Below are 21,146 nucleotides of genomic sequence, written 5' to 3' on the forward strand. Positions count from 1 at the left end.
CTAGGCCCGCTGGCTGCGCACGCTCTGACGCGCGCGCACCTTGCCGGCCGACAGGCAGACCACCTCGGAGATTTGCAGCAGCTGCCGTGCCAGCGGGCTGGTCTTGCGCCAGACCATGCCGATGGTGCGCGACGGCTCGGGGTCGCGGAAGCGCGCCACCGAGACCGACGCAGATCGCGTCTCCACCGGCACCGCCATCTCCGGGATCAGCGTCACGCCGATGCCGGCGCTGACCATCTGGACCAGCGTCGAGAGTGAATTGGCGTCCAGCATCTCGCGCGGCGGCGCCGATTGCATGTTGCAGAAAGACAGCGCCTGGTCGCGGAAGCAGTGCCCCTCTTCCAGCAGCAGGAGCCGCATCTCGCGCATCATCTCGCGCGACGGCACCGGTGTGCCCTCGTCGGAGCCCGGCCGGACCAGCAAGAATTTCTCTTCGAACAGAGCGACCTCGGTGAGCGAGGGTTCCGACACCGGCAGCGCCACGATGGCAGTGTCGAGCCGGCCTTCCACCAGTTCCTGGATCAGCCGCGGGGTCATGGTCTCGCGCACGCGGATATCGAGCTCTGGATGCATGCGCGTGAGATTCTTGGTGATCTTGGGCAGCAGGTAAGGCGCGATGGTCGGGATCATGCCGATGCGCAGTCGGCCGGCGAAGCGGTCCTGCGAGGCCCGGGCGAAATCACCGAGTTCGTCGACCGAGCGCAGGATGTCACGGACGCGCTGGGCGAGTTCCTCGCCGAACCGGGTCAGCGCGACCTGCCGCGCGCTGCGCTCCAGCAACAGCCCGCCGAGCGTCTCCTCCAGCTCCTTGATCTGCATCGACAGGGCCGGTTGCGAGATGGAACAGGATTCGGCCGCCCGGCCGAAATGGCCGTGGCGCGCCAGCGCATCGAAATACCGGAGCTGGCGCAGCGTCAGATTTATCATAAGAAAATCCTATCGCAGCGATCACTAAAGTCAACTTCCCCTGATGGGATGCGGCGCTTAGAGTGGTTCTACCTGGTCAAGGGCGCGAGTTCGACGCCGCCAGAGGAGGTATTCATGGACGACACTTCGAAGTGCCCGTTTTCGGGCGGAAAAGCCGCGCGTACAAACCGCGACTGGTGGCCAACGCAGCTCAACGTCGAGGTCCTGCACAAGAACTCGAACAAGTCCGATCCGATGGACAAGGACTTCGACTACGCCAAGGAGTTCGAGTCGCTCGACCTGAATGCGGTCATCAAGGACCTGACCGCTCTGATGACGGACTCGCAGGAATGGTGGCCCGCCGACTTCGGTCACTATGGCGGCCTCATGATCCGCATGGCCTGGCACAGCGCGGGCACCTACCGCATCACCGACGGCCGCGGCGGCGCCGGAGCCGGTCAGCAGCGCTTCGCGCCGCTCAACAGCTGGCCCGACAACGCCAATCTCGACAAGGCGCGCCGTCTGCTCTGGCCGATCAAGCAGAAATACGGCCGCAAGATTTCCTGGGCCGATCTGATGGTGCTCGCCGGCAACGTCGCGCTGGAATCAATGGGCTTCAAGACCTTCGGCTTCGCCGGTGGTCGCGTCGACGTCTGGGAGCCGGAAGAGCTCTATTGGGGTCCGGAAGGCACCTGGCTCGGTGATGAGCGCTACAGCGGCGAGCGTCAGCTCGCCGAGCCGCTCGGCGCGGTGCAGATGGGCCTGATCTACGTCAATCCGGAGGGGCCGAACGGCAAGCCGGATCCGGTCGCTGCGGCCAAGGACATCCGCGAGACGTTCGCCCGCATGGCGATGAACGACGAAGAGACCGTGGCGCTGATCGCCGGCGGCCACAGCTTCGGCAAGACCCACGGCGCCGGCGATGCATCGCTGGTCGGCCCGGAGCCGGAAGCGGGCGCGCTGGAAGATCAGGGGCTCGGCTGGAAGAGCAAGCATGGGTCGGGCCTTGGGGCTGATTCCATCACCAGCGGCCTCGAGGTGACGTGGACGAAGACGCCGACCAAGTGGAGCAACAACTTCTTCGAGAACCTGTTCAATTTCGAATGGGAGCTGACGAAGAGCCCGGCTGGTGCGCAGCAGTGGACGGCCAAGAACGCCGAGGCGATCATCCCCGATGCTTTCGACAAGTCGAAGAAGCATCGGCCGACGATGCTGACGACCGACCTCTCGCTGCGCTTCGATCCCGTGTATGAGAAGATCTCGCGTCGCTTCCTGGAGAACCCGGATCAGTTCGCTGACGCCTTCGCCCGCGCCTGGTTCAAGCTCACCCATCGCGATATGGGCCCGATCCAGCGCTATCTCGGCCCGCTGGTGCCGAAGGAAACGCTGATCTGGCAGGACCCCATTCCAGCCGTCAATCACGAGCTGGTCAGCGATCAGGACATCGCCGCCCTGAAGACCAAGATCCTGGGTTCCGGCCTCTCGGTGCCCGAGCTGGTCTCGACCGCCTGGGCGTCAGCCTCGACGTTCCGCGGCTCCGACAAGCGCGGTGGCGCCAACGGCGCGCGCATTCGTCTCGCGCCGCAGAAGGACTGGGAGGTGAACGAGCCGGCTCAGCTTGCCAAGGTGCTCGGCAAGCTCGAAGCGATCCAGAAGGACTTCAACGCGTCATCCGGCGCGAAGAAGGTCTCGCTGGCGGACCTGATCGTGCTCGGCGGCACCGCCGCGGTCGAGAAGGCCGCCAAGGACGCCGGTGTCGACGTCAAGGTCGGCTTCACGCCGGGCCGCATGGACGCCTCGCAGGAGCAGACGGATGCGGCCTCCTTCGCGCCGCTGGAGCCGCGGGCCGATGGCTTCCGCAACTACATCGGCAAGCGGCATCAGTTCATGCATCCTGAAGAGGCGCTGGTCGATCGCGCGCAGCTGTTGAGGCTGACCGGTCCGGAGATGACGGTGCTGGTCGGCGGCCTGCGGGTGCTCGGTGCAAATGCGAACGGTTCGAAGCACGGCGTCTTTACTCCGAAGGTGGGTACGCTGAGCAACGACTACTTCGTCAACCTGCTCGACATGAGCACGCAGTGGACGCCGTCGGCCGACGGCTCCTATGAGGGGCGCGACCGCAAGACCAACGCGGTGAAGTGGACCGGCACGCGTGTCGATCTGATCTTCGGCGCACACTCGCAGCTCCGCGCCTTCGCCGAGGTCTATGCTACCTCGGACTCCAAGGAGAAGTTCGTCAAGGACTTCGCCAAGGCATGGACCAAGGTGATGAACCTCGACCGGTACGACATCGTGGCGTGAGGGCTTTTTGTCGCCTCTCCCGCAAGCGGGAGAGGCGGCACATATCGCCCGGAGCGAACACAAACAAAAAGGGCGGCCTCTCGGCCGCCCTTCGTGTTTCTGGCTGTGGTGCGAGAGCCTATTCGCCCGCCGCTTCGCGCGGCGCCTTCTCGCCCTCGGCGGCCTTCTCCTTGGCCTCGAGGTCCTCGCCGGTGGTCTGGTCGACCACCTTCATCGACAGGCGGGTCTTGCCGCGGTCATCGAAGCCGAGCAGCTTGACCTTGACCTTGTCGCCTTCCTTGACGACGTCGGAGGTCTTCTGCACGCGGCTGGAAGCGAGCTGGCTGATGTGGACGAGGCCGTCCTTGGAGCCGAAGAAGTTCACGAAGGCGCCGAACTCCATGACCTTGACGACGGTGCCGTCATAGATCTGGCCGACTTCCGGCTCGGAGGCGATCGACTTGATCCACTTGATCGCAGCCTTCATGGCCTCGCCGTCGCTGGAGGCGACCTTCACGGTGCCGTCGTCCTCGATGTTGACCTTGGCGCCGGTCTTCTCGACGATCTCGCGGATCACCTTGCCGCCGGTGCCGATCACTTCGCGGATCTTGTCGGTCGGGATCTTGAAGGTCTCGATGCGCGGCGCATATTCGCCGAGCTCGGCGCGGGCGTTGGTCAGCGCCTTGGCCATCTCGCCGAGGATGTGGATGCGGCCTTCCTTGGCCTGGCCAAGGGCGACGCGCATGATCTCTTCGGTGATGCCCTCGATCTTGATGTCCATCTGGAGCGAGGTGATGCCCGCTTCCGTGCCGGCCACCTTGAAGTCCATGTCGCCGAGATGGTCCTCGTCACCGAGGATGTCCGAGAGAACCGCGAAGCGCTTGTCTTCGAGGATCAGGCCCATCGCGATGCCCGCGGTCGGCCGCTTCAACGGCACGCCCGCATCCATCAGCGCCAGCGAGGCGCCGCAGACCGACGCCATCGACGAGGAGCCGTTGGATTCGGTGATCTCCGAGACCACGCGCACCGTGTAGGGGAACTCGTGGTGCGGCGGCAGCACCGGATGGATCGCGCGCCAGGCCAGCTTGCCGTGGCCGATCTCGCGGCGCTTGGTGCCGCCGAGGCGGCCGGTCTCGCCGACCGAATAGGGCGGGAAGTTGTAGTGCAGCAGGAACGTTTCCTTGTACGTCCCGGACAGCGCGTCGATGTACTGCTCGTCCTCGCCGGTGCCGAGCGTGGTCACGACCATCGCCTGGGTCTCACCGCGGGTGAACAGCGCCGAACCGTGGGCGCGGGGCAGCACGCCGACTTCGGCGATGATGTTGCGGACCGTCTTGCTGTCGCGGCCGTCGATGCGCTTGCCGGTGTCCAGGATGTTCCAGCGAACGATCTTGGCCTCGAGCTCCTTGAACACGCCGGCGATGCGCAGCTTGTCGTATTTCGGCTCCTGCCCTTCGGGGAAATAATGGGCGATCACCTTTTCCTTGACCTTGCCGACCGCGGCGTAGCGATCCTGCTTGACCGGAATGGCGTAGGCGGCGCGCAGCTCCTGCTCGACGATGCCGAGCATTTCCTTCTCGAGCGCGGCATTGTCGATCACGGTGACTTCGCGCGGCTCCTTGGCGGCCTTCTCGGCGAGCTCGATGATCGCGTTGATGACCGGCTGGAAGTGGCGGTGACCGAACATCACCGCGCCGAGCATGATGTCTTCGTTCAGCTCCTTGGCTTCCGATTCCACCATCAGCACGGCGTCGGCGGTGCCGGCGACGACGAGGTCGAGCTGGGTGTCGACCATCTCGTCGAGCGTCGGGTTGAGCACATATTCGTCATTGACGAAGCCAACGCGAGCTGCGCCGATCGGGCCCTTGAACGGAGCGCCCGACAAGGTCAGCGCCGCCGACGAGGCCACCAGCGCGACGATGTCAGGGTCGTTCTCCATGTCGTGCGACAGCACCGTGGCGATCACCTGGGTCTCGTTGCGCCAGCCGTCGACGAACAGCGGACGGATCGGACGGTCGATCAGGCGGGAGACCAGCGTCTCCTTCTCGGTCGGACGGCCCTCGCGCTTGAAATAGCCGCCGGGGATGCGGCCCGCAGCGTAGGTCTTCTCCTGGTAGTCGACGGTCAGCGGCAGGAAGTCGACGCCTTCGCGCGGCGCCTTCGCCGCGACGACGGTGGCGAGCACCACGGTCTCGCCATAGGTGGCGACGACGGCGCCGTCGGCCTGACGGGCGATCTTGCCGGTTTCGAGCTTGAGTGGGCGTCCGCCCCAGTCGATCTCGACTGAATGCTTATTGAACATAGTGGTCTTCTTTCATGGGTTCTCGAAAGAAGGGACGCGTCGAAAAACAAAAACCATGCGCAAGATTGCGGGACGCTGATCGGAGCGGATGATCAGCGTCCTGCGATCCTGCCATGGTTTTTGGATTTCGGATGGCGTCCATCCTTTCGGGTCATACGGGCGCCTTGCCCGTTGTGCCCAGCCGCCGGATTGCTGCTGGACTGTCAGTCGGCACGAACGCGAACACCGAACCGCGGTCTTCACTCTATCATGCCCGGATGCGAATCCTCAAAGACGCGCATCCGACGCGCACGCAGCCTCGATCAAAAACCTTTAAGGAAGCGCTTTCGTTCGAAACCACGCACGAAAACGCGCGCCAATGGCGCGCGCAGGAACACTTAACGACGAATATTGTGCTTCTCGAGCAGCGCCTTGTACCGCGCCTCGTCCTTCTTCTTGAGGTAGTCGAGGAGCGAGCGGCGGGTCGAGACCAGCTTCAAGAGGCCGCGACGCGAATGGTTGTCCTTCACGTGGGTCTTGAAATGGTTGGTGAGGTTGTTGATGCGTTCCGACAGGATCGCGACCTGAACCTCGGGCGAGCCGGTGTCGCCGGCCTTGGTGGCATTCGTCTTGATGACTTCCGCTTTGCGTTCTGCGGCAATCGACATCGTCAATTTCTCTCGTTGCGACCGGAGCTGGCAGTCAGGCCGGTCAGGTTGAACACACGCTTGGGGATGATTTCGCCATTGCCGACTTCAGCAAGCGCGAGAAGCCGGCCTGCCACCGTGACATAGACTGTGCCGCTACAAGTGGGCGCATCCCGTCCGCGCAACAAAACGGCCTGGCCCCGATGGAGCCTTGCCGCATCAGCCCGAGTGACGGCCAGTGCCGGGATGTCGTCCAGCGCGGTCTCAACGGGCAAAAGCGCGTCGGCGAGGCTGCCCTCGCCGGACGCGGCTCTATCGCACAAAGCCTCCAACTGATCCAGCGGAATCATGTCATTTTCGCCAAACGGGCCGACCAGGGTCCGCCTGAGCGCGCAGATGTGGCCGTAAGTGCCGAGAATCCGGCCCATATCGCGAGCCAGGGCGCGGACATAGGTGCCCTTGCCGCACTCGGCCTCGAATACGGCTCGGTCCTTATCCGGTTGATCTACAAGGGTTAAATGGTGAATCTCGACCGGCCGGGGGGCCAGTTCCACGATCTCGCCGTCGCGGGCAAGGTCATAGGCGCGCTCGCCCTGGATCTTGATCGCGGAATAGCGCGGCGGGATCTGCTCGATCACCCCGGTGAAGCGCGGCAGAAGAGCCAGGATCGCCTCCCGGGTCGGGCGCTGGTCGGAGGTCGCGGTCACCCGCCCCTCGATGTCGTCGGTGTCGCGCTCCTCGCCCCAGCAGACCGTGAACTGGTAGCGCTTGCGGCCGTCCATCACGAAGGGAACGGTCTTGGTGGCTTCGCCGAGTGCGATCGGCAGCCCGCCAGAGGCGAGCGGATCGAGCGTACCGGCGTGGCCGGCGCGCTTGGCGTTGAACAGGCGCTTGAGCACGGCAACCGCCTGCGTCGAGGTCATGCCGATCGGCTTGTCGAGCACGACCCAGCCATGGACGTCACGGCGGTCCCGACGCGGCTGGTTGCCCTTCTGCTGCTTGGCGCGTGGATCGTTGTTGACGCGGCGCGGCTCCTGATGCGCTCGGGCATCGCCTCCCAGATCCGCGAAATCATTCTTCTGCACCTCGCGCTGATCAGCATCGTTGCCGCCGATCGTGCCGTGAGCCGGGTCCATGGTCATTGCTCTTCTTCCCGATCCGAAGCCGGATTCTGTTCCAGATCCTTGTCCAAGTCCTTCTGCACCGCAGGTGTTCGCAAAAGCTTCTCGATCCGTTCCGCTTCGTCGAATCGCTCGTCGACGCGGAAGCGAATGTCAGGTGCAAATTTCAGGTTAACGCGCCGCGCGACCTCGCCGCGCAGGAATTTCTTGTTGCGCTCGAGCGCCGCGATCACGATCTCGGTGTCGCGGCCACCGAGCGGCATCACGTAGACCGTCGCGAGCTTCAGGTCGGGCGACATCCGCACCTCCGGCACGGTGATGATGTGACCTTCGAGATCCGCATCATGCACGTTGCCTTGCGCCAGAATATCGGCCATCGCGTGGCGAACCTGCTCGCCGACGCGCAACTGACGCTGCGAGCCTCCGCCGGGCGCGGAACTTTTCTTCTGATGGTGGCGTGGCATTCTCGAAAATCACCTCGTCATGCCCGTGCTTGAGACACGGGCATTGTCGTTTTCCTGTTGAAACGAAGAGGGGTGGATGGCCGGAAAAATCCGGCCATCGCACTCCCGCAATTTCAGTTCAAAAAGATCCGAACGCTTCGGTAAGATTTGGACTTACAGGGAGCGCTGGATCGTCTCCACGCGATAGCACTCGATCACGTCACCGACACGCATGTCGTGATAGCTCTCGAAGGCCATGCCGCATTCCTGGCCCGACTGGACTTCCTTCACTTCGTCCTTGAAGCGCTTCAGCGTCGACAGCTTGCCTTCGTGCACCACGACGTTGTCGCGGATCAGGCGCACATTGGCGCCGCGTTCCACGGTGCCGTCGGTGACGCGGCAGCCGGCGACCTTGCCGACCTTGGAGATGTTGAAGATCTCCAGGATCTCGGCATTGCCCAGCATGGTTTCGCGCAAGGTCGGCGCGAGCAGACCGCTCATCGCCTTCTTCACGTCGTCCACGAGGTCGTAGATGATGTTGTAGTAGCGGATCTCGATGCCGTTGCGCTTGGCGGCCGCAGCGGCTTCCTTGTTGGCTCGGACCGAGAAGCCGATGATCGCGGCGTTGAAGCCTTCCGCGAGCGTCACGTCGGATTCCGAGATGCCGCCGACGCCAGCATGCAGGATGCGGGCTGCGACTTCGTCGGTGCCGAGCTTCTCCAGCGAGCCGAGGATCGCTTCCAGCGAGCCCTGCACGTCGGCCTTGACGATCAGCGGGAATTCCTTGCGGCCCGCCGTCTTCAATTGCGACATCATCTGCTCGAGCGAGCCGCGCATGCCGGAGATCGAGGCTGCCGCGTTCTCGCGCTTCTGGTGCGCACGGTAGCTGGTGACCTGACGGGCGCGGGCTTCGTTCTCGACCACCGCGAGACGATCGCCGGCCTCGGGCGGACCGTTGAAGCCGAGCACTTCGACCGGTACCGAGGGACCGGCCTCCTGCACCGTCTCGCCCTGATCCGAGATCAAGGCGCGGACACGGCCCATTTCGGCACCGGCGACGATGATGTCGCCGACGCGGAGCGTGCCGCGCTGCACCAGCACGGTCGCGACCGGACCACGGCCGCGATCGAGCTTGGCCTCGATCACGGTGCCCTCGGCCGGACGCTGCGAATTGGTCTTCAGGTCGAGGATTTCGGCCTGGAGGGCAATCATTTCGAGCAGCTTGTCGAGATTGGTCTTGTTCTTGGCGGACACCTCGACGTCGACGACCTCGCCGCCGAAGGATTCCACCTGCACCTCGTGCTGAAGCAGCTCGGTGCGCACGCGCTCGGGCTTGGCGTCGGGCTTGTCGATCTTGTTGATGGCAACGATGATCGGCACCCGCGCCGCCTTGGCGTGGTTGATGGCTTCGACCGTCTGCGGCATCACGCCGTCATCGGCCGCGACCACCAGCACGACGATGTCGGTGACCTTGGCGCCGCGGGCGCGCATCGCGGTGAACGCGGCGTGGCCTGGCGTATCGATGAAGGTGATCTTCTTGCCGCTTTCGGGCGACACCACCTGATAGGCGCCGATGTGCTGGGTGATGCCGCCGGCCTCGCCGGAGACAACGTTGGCGTGGCGAAGTGCGTCGAGCAGCGAAGTCTTGCCGTGATCGACGTGGCCCATCACGGTCACGACGGGCGAGCGCGTTTCGGTATCGGTGGAATCGTCGACGGTGTCGAACAGGCCTTCCTCGACGTCCGACGCGGCAACGCGTTTGACGGTGTGGCCCAGCTCTTCGGCGATCAGCTGCGCGGTGTCGGCGTCGATCACGTCGGTGATCTTGTGCATCGCGCCCTGCTTCATCAGCATGCGGATGACGTCGACCGCGCGCTCGGCCATGCGGTTGGCGAGCTCCTGGATGGTGATCGCTTCCGGAATGATCACCTCGCGGATGAGCTTTTCCTTCGGCTCGTTCGAGGCGTGGCCCTTCAGGCGCTGGGTGCGGCGGCGGAACGAGGCGATCGAGCGCTCGCGCACCTCGTCGGCGTTGAGCGCGGTGACCACGGTGAGGCGGCCGCGCTCTTTCTGCGGGCCGGGCTTGTGGGTGGTCTTCGGGGGAGGCGCGGGACGCGCGGCGCCGCCGGGACCGCGACGGATCTGGCGCGGAGCTTCGTCCTCATCAGGCTCGGCTGCAACTGCCGGACCGCGACCTGCCGGTGCACCCGGACGCTGCGCGGTCGTCCCTGCGGGACGCGCCGTCGTGGTTCCAGGGCGGGTCGTGGTGGTTCCGGGCCGGGCCGCGGGGGCGCCGGGCCGCGGCGCAGGCGCGGCCGGTGCGGCCGTTGCGGGGCGCACGGCCGCTGCCGGCTGCTCGCCTTCGCCAAAACGCTTCTTGGCTTCGGTCTCGGCCTTCCGCTTGGCTTCGTCCTCGTGGCGATGGCGCTCGTCCTCGGCCTTGCGGCGGGCTTCGGCGGCTTCGCGCTCGGCGCGTTCGGCGGCCTCGCGCACGGCGCGGCGCTGGGCCTCTTCCTCGGCCTGGCGGCGTTCTTCGACTTCGCGCAGCTTGGCATCGGCCAGCGCGCTGGCGCGGGCCGAACGTTCGTCCTCGGTCAGGGTACGCAGCACCACGCCGGAACCGGCGTTGCGAGGCGGGGCGGGCGGAGCCGGGCGCGACGGCGCAGCGGGTGCCGCTGGCGCCGGCTTTGCGGCCACCTCAGGCACGTGCGGCTCGGGGCCATCGCCAATGCGGCGCTTGCCGCGCTTCTCGACCACGACCTGCTTGCTGCGGCCATGGCTGAAGCTCTGGCGCACGGTCCCCGTTTCGACGCGCGGCTTGAGCGATAGCGTCTTGCTCGGAACGCTCAGCTTCTTGTCGCCAGGGGTCTTGGTATCAACCATTCAGCAGTCCTAATCCTGATTTATCGGTGTTGTGCGTTGCCGCACCGTCCAATGGGGTCGTCGTTGTCTCTCAGAAATCCTGGCCGTGCTTTTCGGCAGTCTTGTCATCGTCCGCCATCCGGTATCGGACCAGCATCTGGCTACGTGACAGGAATGACCTGCTCGCCGGGCCCGCGAGCAGCGCAGCATGTATCACATTTGACCGGGTGAGTGCCAAATCCAATTCTACCGATTTCAGTGCGGTGACGACGGGAATCTGCGGCTCAGCGCCGCGATTTCCGGCATTTTGACGTGCCAGCATGTCCAATTTGCGGATTCCGTCCGCGGCCCCGTCGCTGGCGTGGATCAGGACCTCGACCGTGCCCCCCCGAAGGGCGCTCTCGACCTTGCCGAAGCCGGCCACGACCTGGCCCGCCTTGGCGGCGATCCCAAGGGCTTCCGTCACGCTCCGAACCAGGAGCGCCTCGATGTCGGCGGGAAGCGTCTGAGGGATGCGCAGATCGCGCTTGAAGGCCTTGCTAAATTGGTGACGCCGCACGGCTTCCGCAACCACCTTGCGTGAGGCGGTGATCCACATGCCGCGCCCGGGCAGCTTGCGCTTGAGATCGGGAACCACATCGCCTTGCGGCGATACGACGAAGCGGATCAGCTCGTCGATCGGCCGGACCTCGCGACTGACCGCGCACATGCGCATGGTCGCGGACCTTTCGGTCCGCGGCCCATGGTCGAGTTCGCTGTCAATGCTGGCGAGCATCCGGATGACATCCTCCCTGGCCCTTACGCCGGCTGGTCTTCGGTCGCCGCAGCCTCTTCAGCAGGCTTGGCGAGATCGGCCTCGGTGATCCAGCCGGCCTTGACACGGGCCTGCATGATCATCGCTTCGGCATCGTCGCGGGAGATGTCGATGCCATCGAGCGCACCGGCGTGCTTGGTCGGCTCGCTGCCTTCCTTGCGCTCGGTCCAGCCGACCAGATCGTCGGTGGCGCAGCCGGCGAGGTCGTCGACCGTCTTGATGTCGTTCTCGCCGAACTTCACCAGCATCTTCGAGGTCACGCCGGGCACGTCCTTGACCGCGTCCTCGACGCCGAGCTCCTTGCGCCTGGCCTCAAGCTCGGCTTCCTGCTGCTCCAGATATTCGCGGGCGCGGTTCTGGAGCTCTTGCGCGGTCTCCTCGTCAAAGCCTTCGATGCCGGCGAGTTCCTTGACGTCCACCATCGCGAGTTCCTCGACCGAGGTGAAGCCTTCGGACGCCAGCAGCTGGCCGACCACTTCGTCGACATTGAGCGATTCCATGAAGACGCGAGTGGAGTTCTCGAAGTCGGCCTGGCGGCGCTCCGATTCCTCCTGCTCGGTCAGGATGTCGATGTCCCAGCCGGTGAGCTGCGAGGCCAGACGCACGTTCTGGCCGCGGCGGCCGATCGCCAGCGAGAGCTGGTTGTTGGTGTCGGGAACCACGACCTCGATGCGCTCGCGGTCCTCGTCGATGACGACCTTGGAGACTTCGGCCGGCGCCAGCGCGTTGACCACGAAGGTCGCGATGTCGGGCGACCAGGGGATGATGTCGATCTTCTCGCCCTGCAGTTCGTTCACCACGGCCTGCACGCGCGAGCCACGCATGCCGACGCAGGCGCCGACCGGATCGACCGAGGAATCGCGGGAAATCACGCCGATTTTCGCGCGCGAGCCGGGATCGCGGGCCACCGCCTTGATCTCGACGATGCCGTCATAGATCTCAGGCACTTCCTGCGCGAACAGTTTCGCCATGAACTGCGGATGAGTGCGGGAGAGGAAGATCTGCGGGCCTCTCGTCTCGCGGCGGACGTCGAAGATGTAGGCGCGGACGCGGTCGCCGTTGCGGAACACTTCGCGCGGCAGCATCTCGTCGCGGCGGATGATGGCCTCGCCACGGCCGAGATCGACGATCACGCTGCCATATTCGACGCGCTTGACGACGCCGTTGACGATGTCGCCGATACGGTCCTTGAATTCCTGGTATTGCCGGTCGCGCTCGGCCTCGCGCACCTTCTGCACGATCACCTGCTTGGCCGATTGCGCGGCGATGCGGCCATATTCCAGCGGCGGCAGGGTATCGGCGATGGTGTCGCCGACCTGGGCACCGGGATTGGCGCGCTGCGCGTCCACCAGCGAGATCTGGTTGGCATGGTTTTCGACCTTGTCGACCACCAGCATGTGGCGCGACAGCCGCAGCTCGCCCTTTTTCGGGTCGATCTCGGCATGAACGTCAGTTTCGCTGCCGTAACGGGCCCGCGCCGCCTTGGCGATGGCGTCCTCCATCGCGGCGATGACGATGCCGCGGTCGATCGATTTCTCGCGTGCAACGGCGTCCGCGATCTGAAGCAATTCAAGTCGGTTGGCGCTGACTGCCATGGCTAGTCTCCTTGGTCAGGCTCGATCTCGCCCCGCCGCGCGCGTTCGGCGGCCAGGCGATGTTTCTTGGTATTGGTCGGGGCCGGCTTCTTCTTCGGCTTGGTGTTCTTGGTGATTCTTTCACTGATCTTCGCGTGCGGCGCCTGCGGCGGCTCGAGACCGAGATTGCGGCGCATCTCGCGTGCCTCGGCCTTGCCGCGGCGCATGGATTCGGCGATCAGTTCGTCGGTCAGCACCAGCCGGGCCTCGCCGATATCCTCCATGGTCAGGAGAACGTCGGCTTCGTCACTTCCCTTGACGTCGTCGCGATGCAGATGCACGCGATCGCCTTCCACAGCACCGAGCGTGCCGCGGAAGCGCTTGCGCCCCTCGTGCGCGACCGCCATCTCGATCTTCACCAGATGCCCGGAGTAGCGCTCGAAATCGGAGCGGCGCACCAGCGGGCGGTCGATCCCCGGCGAGGAGATCTCCAGCCGGTAGGCGCGATCGATGGGATCGGCGACGTCGAGCACGGGCGACAATGCCCGCGAGATCGCCTCGCAATCCTCGATCTGCATCGAGCCGTCCGGTCGCTCGGCCATGACCTGAACGGTGCAGCCGGCTTCCCCGGAGATGCGGATCCGCACCAGGCGATAGCCCATGCCCTGGAGGACGGGAGCAGCCACCGCGGACACCCGTGCCGCGACGCCCGGCTCGACCACGAGCCGCGGCTCGGCCAGCAATTCGGCATCCGTGGAACCAGGGTTCGGCTCGGTCATGTCCAGGGTCAGGGCGCTCGATGGTTAAGGCTTGGTTACGACTTCAAAGCCCGCTTCGGAACTTTCCCGACAGCGCGTCGGGCCGCATCTTCCGCCAAGCCGCGTTCAGGTAATAAAAAAGAGCGGGTCCTTGCGGGCCCACTCTCACTACGCGGATCGTATGAGAAGATGAATTGGCGCTGATATAGCGCTTTCCGCCCTGCCGGACAAGGCCCATCGCAGCGGGAATGGGGCCTTTTTGCGCCGATCGGCGCACCCTGCGCAACGCTTCTTTCATCAAGCAGGCCTAACTTCCGCGATCGTGGGGCGGCTTGAACCAAGGGCGCACCCGCGGCGTGCCCCGTTCGAGTTGCGTTTTCATGACCGTTGCCACGTCGCTCATTCCTGGACTGGACGATATCGTCAAACGCGGCGATCCGCGGCGACGCGGCGAGATCGCGCGGGCCATCGCCCAGTTGTTCTTCCAGGATGCGGAGAAGCTCCGCCCCGAGTTGATCGATCTCTTCGACAATCTCCTGATCGATCTCGTCCCGCATGCCGAGCTGTCCTCGCGGGTCGATCTGGCCGAGCGCTTCTCGCGCCTGAACAACGCGCCGCCGCACCTGGTCAATCAGCTCGCGCGCGAAAACGAGATCATGGTGGCCGGTCCCGTGCTGCGCCGCTCGCCCGTGCTCGACGACGCGGCTCTTGCCGAGATCGCGCGCCTGAAAGGCCAGGGCCATCTCCTGGCGATGACGGAGCGCCCAGCCTTGTCTCCCGTCGTCACCGACGTGCTGGTCGAGCGCGGCGATCGCGACGTGGTGCGCCGCGCCGCAGGCAATGCCGGCGCGGTGTTCTCACCAGGCAGCTATTCCGAGATGATCAAGCGCGCGGCCCAGGACGGCGTGCTGACGCTCAAGATCGGCCAGCGCAACGACCTCTCCGGCGAGCACCTGAAACAGCTGCTCGACGGGACGCTCGACGTCATCCGCCGCCGCCTCTCCAGCGTGGTCAATCCCGCGCGCAAGGCCGAGATCAAGCGCGCGATGGCGGCGATCGAGGAGGCCGCGCGGCCGCCGGGGCCGCGACGCGATTTTTCGGGCGCGCAGCGCACGGTGCTCGCCTTGCATCGAGAGGGCCATCTCGGCGAAAGCGCGCTGCTCGGCTTCGCCAAGGCGCACAAATACGAGGAATCGATCGCCTCGCTCTCGGCGATGTCCGGCGTTCGCCTCTCGACCCTCGACCGCCTGATCGCGGGCGACCGCTACGATCCGCTTCTGATCCTGGGCCGCGTGCTCAATCTCGGCTGGCCTACGGTGCGCGCGCTCATCCTGCTCTGGTACGGTCCGCAACGCACGCCCGCCGATGCCGACATCGAGGCTGCGCGTCTGAACTTCACGCGCCTGATGCCGGCCACCGCCGAACGCGTCGTGAATTTCTGGCGCAACCGGCGGACGATTTAAAGAACAGGCGTTGTCGTCATGGCCGGGCTTGTCCCGGCCATCCACGTTCTTCGTGCCGCCGAAAGAAAGTACGTGGATGCCCGGGACGAGCCCGGCCATGACGACTGCGGATGTATCGCGTGAAAAAATTCACACCCGCCTGAACCGCAGATAAGCCGCCTTGCGTCCCTCGCGCGCGGCCTTCCGGCCGTAGCGTGTCATGGTGTAGCCCGGCCATGGCTGGCGGAAATCGTCGGCGCGTTCGGCGAGCCAGACGAAGTCCTGCGAGCGCGCAAGATGCGACAGCGTCCAGGCGCAGTAGTCGTCGATGTCGCAGACGAAACGGAACTCGCCGCCGCTTCGGAGCACGCGCGCCATTGCGGCGATGGTCCGGTCCTGGACGAAGCGCCGCTTCCAGTGTCGCCGCTTCGGCCATGGATCGGGGTGGATCAGGTCGATCCGCGACAGCGAATCCCTCGGCAACCAGGCCACGAGCTCGGCGGCATCGCCCGCGAACAGGCGGATGTTGCCGATGTTGGCGGCCTCGATCTGCGCGAGAATTTTCGCCATGCCGTTGACATAGGGTTCACAGCCGATGAAGCCCGTGGCGGGAAAGTTCTGGGCCTCGGCCGCGAGATGCTCGCCGCCGCCGAAGCCGATCTCGAGCCTGACGTCTTCGGCTGCGGGAGCGAAGATCGCGCGGGCATCCGCCGGCGCCTCACCGTCGATGTCGAGGGCAAGATGCGGCAGCAGCTGCGCGATCAGCCCGGCCTGGTGTTGCCTGAGCTTGTGGCCCTTGCGGCGCCCGAAGAAGGCGCGGTCGCTGTCGTCGCGATCCGGGTCTGATTTGCGTTCGGTCATCGCAGCGTCTGATACAGGCGATGGAGCAGCCGCGCGCGCGGCGCGAGCGACGAGACATAGAGCTGCTCATAATGGGTGTGCGCGCCCTTGCCGTCGACGCCGAGCCCGTCGAGCGTCGCGGTGTACGCGGCGGTGAAATTGCCGTCCGAGCCGCCGCCTGTATGCGTGTCGATCAGCTCGAAGCCGATCTCCGTGGCGAGCGCCCTCGCATGCTCGTACAGCGAGGCGCCTGCATCGCTCTTCTCGTAAGGCGGACGATTGAGCTCGCCGGTGACCGTGACGGTGACGCCGTCCGTCTTCGACGTCAGCCCGAGAATCTTTCCGACGAACTCGTCTGCGTCCTTCGGGCTCGGCACGCGCAGATCGACTTCGGCATAAGCCTCTTCCGGTGTCACGTTGGGGCGCGTGCCTCCGCGCACCACTCCGACATTGACGGTGACGCCGCGCGTCAGATCGTTCATTCCTTCCAGCGCCAGGATGATATTGCCGAGCTCGCGGACGGCGCTGCGGCCGTCTTCGGGCCGGGAGCCGGCATGGGCGGGCACACCCTTGATGAAGACCTGGAAGCGTCCGACGCCCTTGCGTCCCGTGACGATCTTGCCGCCGTCGCGCGCCGGCTCGGTCACCAGCACATATTTGGCCTTGCGCCCTTCCTTCTCAATCAGCGCACGCGACGTCGGGCTGCCGATCTCCTCGTCGGAGGTGAACAGGTGTGTGATGCCGAGCGGCGAGCGATCGGCCGTCGCGCAAAGCGCGCGAAAGGCGTGATGGGCGATGTACGCGCCGCCCTTCATGTCGTAGATGCCGGGGCCGAACGCGACGTCGCCTTCGACCTTGAACGGCAGGCGCTCGATGAATCCGATGGGATGAACGGTGTCGAGGTGGCTCAGCACCAGGATGCCCGGTCGGTCCTGGCCCCAATTCGTGCGCGCCACGAGATGATCGCCGCAGCCATTCACGCCGGCGACGCGCTCGAGCGTGACAGGCAGGTCGCGGTATTGCTCCGCGACCAGAGAGACCAGCTTGTTGACCTGTTCAGGCGCTTCGGTCGGCGTCTCGATTTCCACCCAGCGGCGGATGCCATCGAGGATGGTTTGGGAATCGAACCAATTGGAGCCGGTCATGGACGCATCTGTGCCTTTGAATCGCATCATCGAAGCGGGCGCGCATCAAAGCGCGGTCCTAAATGACGACATAGGCCAGATTTGACGCAGTCTCAAATCGCCATCGAGATGGCGCTTCAGCGCTTGTCGGGGCCTTCGCGGGCCGCAATCTGCTCGACGAGATCGACGATGGAGCGGCGCATCTTCGAATCGGTGATTCGCGTGAACGCCTTGGTCAAGGCGAGCCCTTCGGAGGTCGCGAGAAAGTCCGAGACGTAAGAGGGCGAGGCGCCTTCGCTGAAGCCATCCGGACCCGGCACGCCGCTCGGGCCGCCTTCGAACAGGAATGACACCGGCACCTGGAGAATCTCGGCGATCTGCTGGATGCGACTCGCGCCGACCCGGTTGGTGCCCTTCTCGTATTTCTGGACCTGCTGGAAAGTCAGGCCCAAAGCTTCACCGAGCTTCTCCTGGCTCATGCCCAACATGATGCGGCGCATGCGCACGCGACTGCCGACATATTTGTCAACAGGGTTGGGCGCTTTCGACATTTCCTCAGCCCTCCAAACATCACCTTCGGCGCAATCATCAAGCATGCCTCGGGTGCAGCATCCGTCAAAACCAAACCCTGTTATTGGGAAACATTGCGGAGAAATTTAGCAACGCACCGCTGTCTTTCGCAGCCGGGGCAGAATGGGGAGCCCGCGTGCAGTCTGTCAACCGTGGGACTACGGTTGTCAAAGGATTCCGGCCGCTTCGGTGGCGGCGCGATCAGGGCTGACGCTTGGCGACACGTCGGCGGACCGCCAGGAGCACAGCCACTGCGACGAGCATGGCCGCGGGCGCATCACCCACCCGTGCATAGACGGTCGGCTGGATCGCGGCCGGCAGGTTTGCATCCAAAATGCCTTCGAGGCCGAGGCCGAGGCTCGCGACCGTGCGTCCGACCGGATCGATCACTGCGGAGATGCCGGTATTGGCAGAGCGGACCAGCGGCAATCCGAGCTCGATCGCGCGCATCCGCGACTGCTCCAGATGCTGATAGGGGCCGGTCGAGATGCCGAACCAGCCGTCGTTGGTGAGGTTCACGATCCAGCCCGGACGTTCGTTGCGTCCAGCCACTTCGCCGGGAAAGATGGCTTCGTAGCAGATCAGCGGCAGCGCCGGCTGTACGCCGGGGACCGGCAGTGCATGCCGCACGCTGCCGGCGATGAAGCCGCCGCGCACACGCGTCAGCTGCTCGAAACCGAGCTTCTCCATCAACGCCTGGTAGGGGAGAAATTCTCCGAACGGTACCAAATGCACCTTGTCATACACAGCGAGCACGCTGCCGTCGTGATCGATCACGTAAATCGAGTTATAGGCGCGCGTGATCGGCGTGCCCCGTGGCAGGTCGGGCGCGCGGACCGACCCCGTGATCAGCACGGTACCCTTGGGCAGGAGGTCGGCGATTTGCGCCATCGCGTCGGCTTCGCGGGTCAGGAAGAACGGAAAGGCGGATTCCGGCCAGATCAGGATGGTGGCATCGCGTACGCCGGTCGATTGCGGGCCGGAGGCGCGGTCCGACAGCGCAAGGTACTTCTTCATCACCTCCGTCTTCGCGGCGTAGTTGAATTTTGCGTCCTGCTGGAGGTTCGGCTGCATCAGGCGCAGCTTGGCGCCTGACACCATTGTGGTTGGATGCAGCGACAGGCGGATTGCGCCGAAGACGCTCATGACGACCAGAAGCGCGACGGCGGCCGCCGGCGCGCGCCACGACAGGCGGCGATCGGGCGTGCGGTCGATCAGCGTCGCCGGGCTTGCGAAGATCGCAACCGTCAGGAACGTCATGCCCCACAGGCCGATCAGCGATGCCGTCTGTGCGAGCGGCAGCGGCTCGGACAGCGCGTAGCCGAACGCGTTCCAGGGAAAGCCGGTCAGTGCGTGACCGCGCAGCCATTCGCTCATGGTGAGGCTTGCGGCGAGCGCAAGCACGCGCGTGGCGTTCTTGGTCCAGAGCAGGCGCGCCAGCGCAAAGCCCATCGCCGTGAAGATCGACAGATAGGCCGGCAGGCCGAGCACGGCGAACGGCGTCAGCCAGGCGAACACGTCGGCGTCGACGAAGAAGGCGTAGCCGATCCAGTAGAGGCCGGGCACGAAATAGCCGAGCCCGAACCAATAGCCGGTCAAAGCCGCGGCGGGGACGCCGCCATAGCGGCCGCCGCCGGCGCCGCCGGCGCCGTCGATCAGCCAGACCAGCACCGGGAAGGTGACGAACAGCACCGGGAAGAGGTTGAACGGCGCCAGCGCCAGCACCGACAGCGCCCCCGCCGCCATGGCGATGACGGCGCGCTTCCATCCCCAGGTGAGAATGATGGCAAGCGCAATCTGCCGGAGTCGCTGTGATGGACTCACTGCGGGCCGGTCCCGTCGCTCGGTGGCGGCGTGGGCGTGTCGCTGGCCGGTGGCTGTCCGCTCTCCGGCGTGGCCTCTCGGCGCCGGCTCTCGCGCTGGGTGCGCGGCGCGGGGCGCTCCTTCCGTGTCGAGATGCGCAGTCGCTTGACCCGGCGCGGATCGGCGTCGAGCACCTCGACCTCGTAAGTGCCCGGACCCGAGATCACTTCGCCGCGCACCGGCAGGCGTCCGACGAAGCTGACGAGATAACCGCCCAGCGTCTCCACCTCCTCGCCGGCTTCGCCGGTGACGAAATCCTCGCCGATCACAGAGCGGACGTCGTCGAGGCTGGCGCGGGCGTCGGCGATGAAGGCATTGTCGGGCAGGCGCACGATCGAGGGTGGCTCGTCGCTGTCGTGCTCGTCGTCGATTTCGCCGACGATCTGCTCGACGATGTCCTCGATCGAAACCAAGCCGTCGCTTCCGCCATATTCGTCGACCACCAGCGCCAGATGGATGCGCGTGGCCTGCATCTGTGCGAGCAGGTCGATCGCCCGCATCGACGGCGGCACGTAGAGCAGCTTGCGGATGATGTGCGCATCATGAAGCGGCAGCGCGAGATCGACGGCGCGCAGGTCGAGCCCGGCCGGCAACGGCTTCTTGCGCTTGGTCTTGGTGGCTTCCGATACGCGGGCGCGGGCGGTCATGAAGGCGAGCAGGTCGCGGATGTGGACGATGCCGACGGGATCGTCGAGCGTCTCGTTGAAGACGACGAGGCGGGAATGGCCGGCACTCTCGAACCGGTCCATCAATTCGCCGAGCGGGATGTCGCGCTTCACTGCGATGATGTCGGCGCGATGCACCATGACGTCGGCGATACGGCGCTCGTGGAGGCCGAGAATGTTGCGCAGCATGGTGCGCTCGACCGCGGAGAAGCCGGTGTCGTCGGGCGTCGATGCATCGAGCACGACCTGGAGGTCGTGGCGGACCGAGCCCGCCTTCCAGCCGAACAGCGTCCGGATGGCGCGCAGGAGCCAGCCTTCGGTGGCCGGGCGCATCACCTCGCCATGGGCCACGACGGCGGGCAGATTGCGCGTGTTGCGCGGGTTGTCCTGGATTGGATCGGAATCCGGCATCTCAGTGCGCCCCGGCGCGGTCGGCATAGGGATCGGGGATGCCGAGATGCGCCAGGATCTGCGTCTCCAGCGCTTCCATCTCCTCGGCGTCGCCGTCGTCCTCGTGATCGTAGCCGATCAGATGAAGAAAGCCGTGCACGGCGAGGTGGCTCAAATGGTGCTCGAACGGCTTGTGTTCCTCGTCCGCCTCGCGCCGCATGGTCTCGTAGGCGATCGCGATGTCGCCGAGCATGCGCGGCGCATCGCCCGGCTTCCACCCGCCCTCCGGCTGGAGCGCGGGGAACGACAGCACGTTGGTCGGCTTGTCGATGCCGCGCCAGTTGCTGTTGAGGGTGCGGATGCCGGCGTCATCGGTCAGCATCACAGCCACTTCCGCGTCGGCAACGTCTTCGTCGACGCTCTCGGCGGCGGCCGCCACGGCGCGCTGGATCACGGCTTCGGAATCAGGCTCGTGCTGCCAGCAATCGGCGACGACGAGGACCTCGGTCATGGGAAGGTTGGAATGGGACATTGTGTTGTCTGGGACGAAAGGCGCGGTGTTCGCG

General features: G+C 65.4%; 18 protein-coding genes. 2 read left to right on the plus strand and 16 right to left on the minus strand.

What is annotated here, in order from left to right:
* On the minus strand, nucleotides 1-927 hold the full coding sequence (locus ABIF91_RS16855; protein ID WP_028176492.1) for a hydrogen peroxide-inducible genes activator: 927 nt from the start codon (nucleotides 925-927) through the stop codon (nucleotides 1-3).
* A gap of 114 nt (nucleotides 928-1,041) precedes the next feature.
* On the opposite strand from ABIF91_RS16855, the gene katG reads away from it, so the two are divergent.
* On the plus strand, nucleotides 1,042-3,207 hold the full coding sequence (katG, locus tag ABIF91_RS16860) for a catalase/peroxidase HPI (RefSeq protein ID WP_035671361.1): 2,166 nt from the start codon (nucleotides 1,042-1,044) through the stop codon (nucleotides 3,205-3,207).
* A 118-nt stretch (nucleotides 3,208-3,325) separates the two neighbouring features.
* Here katG and pnp read toward each other — a convergent pair whose 3' ends face one another.
* The 9 genes from pnp to ABIF91_RS16905 form a co-directional block, all read right to left on the minus strand.
* Nucleotides 3,326-5,488, minus strand: coding sequence for a polyribonucleotide nucleotidyltransferase (pnp, locus tag ABIF91_RS16865; RefSeq protein WP_028176494.1), 2,163 nt, complete (start codon nucleotides 5,486-5,488; stop codon nucleotides 3,326-3,328).
* Nucleotides 5,489-5,865: 377 nt separating this feature from the next.
* Nucleotides 5,866-6,135, minus strand: coding sequence for a 30S ribosomal protein S15 (gene rpsO, locus ABIF91_RS16870; RefSeq protein WP_008540131.1), 270 nt, complete (start codon nucleotides 6,133-6,135; stop codon nucleotides 5,866-5,868).
* 2 nt (nucleotides 6,136-6,137) lie between these two features.
* A complete protein-coding gene (gene truB / locus ABIF91_RS16875) occupies nucleotides 6,138-7,256 on the minus strand; it encodes a tRNA pseudouridine(55) synthase TruB (protein WP_028176496.1) in 1,119 nt (372 codons plus the stop codon).
* Nucleotides 7,253-7,699, minus strand: a complete 447-nt coding sequence (gene rbfA / locus ABIF91_RS16880; protein ID WP_028176497.1) for a 30S ribosome-binding factor RbfA — start codon at nucleotides 7,697-7,699, stop codon at nucleotides 7,253-7,255. The genes truB and rbfA overlap by 4 nt, the downstream gene beginning before the upstream one ends.
* 153 nt (nucleotides 7,700-7,852) lie before the next feature.
* The gene (gene infB, locus ABIF91_RS16885) at nucleotides 7,853-10,561 is read right to left on the minus strand and encodes a translation initiation factor IF-2 (RefSeq protein ID WP_028176498.1); all 2,709 of its coding nucleotides are present in this window, start codon (nucleotides 10,559-10,561) and stop codon (nucleotides 7,853-7,855) included.
* Between the two features lie 70 nt (nucleotides 10,562-10,631).
* Nucleotides 10,632-11,315 (minus strand): RNA-binding protein, encoded by a 684-nt coding sequence (locus tag ABIF91_RS16890; protein WP_028176499.1) that lies wholly within the window; start codon nucleotides 11,313-11,315, stop codon nucleotides 10,632-10,634.
* Between the two features lie 23 nt (nucleotides 11,316-11,338).
* Entirely contained in the window at nucleotides 11,339-12,949 is a 1,611-nt protein-coding gene (gene nusA / locus ABIF91_RS16895) for a transcription termination factor NusA (RefSeq protein ID WP_035671353.1), read from the minus strand.
* 2 nt (nucleotides 12,950-12,951) lie between these two features.
* Complete coding sequence (rimP, locus tag ABIF91_RS16900; protein ID WP_284279313.1) at nucleotides 12,952-13,707, minus strand: ribosome maturation factor RimP; 756 nt, start codon at nucleotides 13,705-13,707, stop codon at nucleotides 12,952-12,954.
* A 43-nt stretch (nucleotides 13,708-13,750) separates the two neighbouring features.
* On the minus strand, nucleotides 13,751-13,987 hold the full coding sequence (locus tag ABIF91_RS16905) for a hypothetical protein (RefSeq protein ID WP_424579266.1): 237 nt from the start codon (nucleotides 13,985-13,987) through the stop codon (nucleotides 13,751-13,753).
* 79 nt (nucleotides 13,988-14,066) lie between these two features.
* Between ABIF91_RS16905 and ABIF91_RS16910 the strand changes: the two genes are divergently transcribed.
* Entirely contained in the window at nucleotides 14,067-15,149 is a 1,083-nt protein-coding gene (locus tag ABIF91_RS16910; protein WP_035671347.1) for a DUF2336 domain-containing protein, read from the plus strand.
* A gap of 129 nt (nucleotides 15,150-15,278) precedes the next feature.
* Here ABIF91_RS16910 and trmB read toward each other — a convergent pair whose 3' ends face one another.
* From trmB to ybeY, 6 genes are all read right to left on the minus strand, one after another.
* Nucleotides 15,279-15,989 (minus strand): tRNA (guanosine(46)-N7)-methyltransferase TrmB, encoded by a 711-nt coding sequence (gene trmB, locus ABIF91_RS16915; protein WP_028176503.1) that lies wholly within the window; start codon nucleotides 15,987-15,989, stop codon nucleotides 15,279-15,281.
* On the minus strand, nucleotides 15,986-17,143 hold the full coding sequence (locus tag ABIF91_RS16920; RefSeq protein ID WP_035671344.1) for a M20 family metallopeptidase: 1,158 nt from the start codon (nucleotides 17,141-17,143) through the stop codon (nucleotides 15,986-15,988). The genes trmB and ABIF91_RS16920 overlap by 4 nt, the downstream gene beginning before the upstream one ends.
* A gap of 86 nt (nucleotides 17,144-17,229) precedes the next feature.
* Complete coding sequence (locus tag ABIF91_RS16925) at nucleotides 17,230-17,643, minus strand: helix-turn-helix domain-containing protein (RefSeq protein ID WP_007603895.1); 414 nt, start codon at nucleotides 17,641-17,643, stop codon at nucleotides 17,230-17,232.
* 220 nt (nucleotides 17,644-17,863) lie between these two features.
* Complete coding sequence (gene lnt / locus ABIF91_RS16930; protein WP_028176505.1) at nucleotides 17,864-19,486, minus strand: apolipoprotein N-acyltransferase; 1,623 nt, start codon at nucleotides 19,484-19,486, stop codon at nucleotides 17,864-17,866.
* Nucleotides 19,483-20,628 (minus strand): hemolysin family protein, encoded by a 1,146-nt coding sequence (locus tag ABIF91_RS16935; protein WP_085966205.1) that lies wholly within the window; start codon nucleotides 20,626-20,628, stop codon nucleotides 19,483-19,485. Before ABIF91_RS16935 ends, lnt begins: the two co-directional genes overlap by 4 nt.
* Complete coding sequence (gene ybeY, locus ABIF91_RS16940; protein WP_028176507.1) at nucleotides 20,603-21,112, minus strand: rRNA maturation RNase YbeY; 510 nt, start codon at nucleotides 21,110-21,112, stop codon at nucleotides 20,603-20,605. Before ybeY ends, ABIF91_RS16935 begins: the two co-directional genes overlap by 26 nt.
* Between the last annotated feature and the right edge of the window lie 34 nt (nucleotides 21,113-21,146).

This window comes from Bradyrhizobium sp. USDA 241 (genome assembly GCF_049739505.1).
Classification (GTDB): Bacteria; Pseudomonadota; Alphaproteobacteria; order Rhizobiales; family Xanthobacteraceae; genus Bradyrhizobium; species Bradyrhizobium liaoningense.

Coding starts and splice junctions, on each gene's coding strand:
- ABIF91_RS16920 (WP_035671344.1), bottom strand. CDS start 17,143: ATGATGCGATTCAAAGGCACAGATGCGTCCATGACCGGCTCCAATTGG.
- ABIF91_RS16935 (WP_085966205.1), bottom strand. CDS start 20,628: ATGCCGACCGCGCCGGGGCGCACTGAGATGCCGGATTCCGATCCAATC.
- truB (WP_028176496.1), bottom strand. CDS start 7,256: ATGACCATGGACCCGGCTCACGGCACGATCGGCGGCAACGATGCTGAT.
- ABIF91_RS16925 (WP_007603895.1), bottom strand. CDS start 17,643: ATGTCGAAAGCGCCCAACCCTGTTGACAAATATGTCGGCAGTCGCGTG.
- ABIF91_RS16855 (WP_028176492.1), bottom strand. CDS start 927: ATGATAAATCTGACGCTGCGCCAGCTCCGGTATTTCGATGCGCTGGCG.
- trmB (WP_028176503.1), bottom strand. CDS start 15,989: ATGACCGAACGCAAATCAGACCCGGATCGCGACGACAGCGACCGCGCC.
- pnp (WP_028176494.1), bottom strand. CDS start 5,488: ATGTTCAATAAGCATTCAGTCGAGATCGACTGGGGCGGACGCCCACTC.
- katG (WP_035671361.1), top strand. CDS start 1,042: ATGGACGACACTTCGAAGTGCCCGTTTTCGGGCGGAAAAGCCGCGCGT.
- rbfA (WP_028176497.1), bottom strand. CDS start 7,699: ATGCCACGCCACCATCAGAAGAAAAGTTCCGCGCCCGGCGGAGGCTCG.
- rpsO (WP_008540131.1), bottom strand. CDS start 6,135: ATGTCGATTGCCGCAGAACGCAAAGCGGAAGTCATCAAGACGAATGCC.
- ABIF91_RS16910 (WP_035671347.1), top strand. CDS start 14,067: ATGACCGTTGCCACGTCGCTCATTCCTGGACTGGACGATATCGTCAAA.
- infB (WP_028176498.1), bottom strand. CDS start 10,561: ATGGTTGATACCAAGACCCCTGGCGACAAGAAGCTGAGCGTTCCGAGC.
- ybeY (WP_028176507.1), bottom strand. CDS start 21,112: ATGTCCCATTCCAACCTTCCCATGACCGAGGTCCTCGTCGTCGCCGAT.
- nusA (WP_035671353.1), bottom strand. CDS start 12,949: ATGGCAGTCAGCGCCAACCGACTTGAATTGCTTCAGATCGCGGACGCC.
- rimP (WP_284279313.1), bottom strand. CDS start 13,707: ATGACCGAGCCGAACCCTGGTTCCACGGATGCCGAATTGCTGGCCGAG.
- ABIF91_RS16890 (WP_028176499.1), bottom strand. CDS start 11,315: ATGCTCGCCAGCATTGACAGCGAACTCGACCATGGGCCGCGGACCGAA.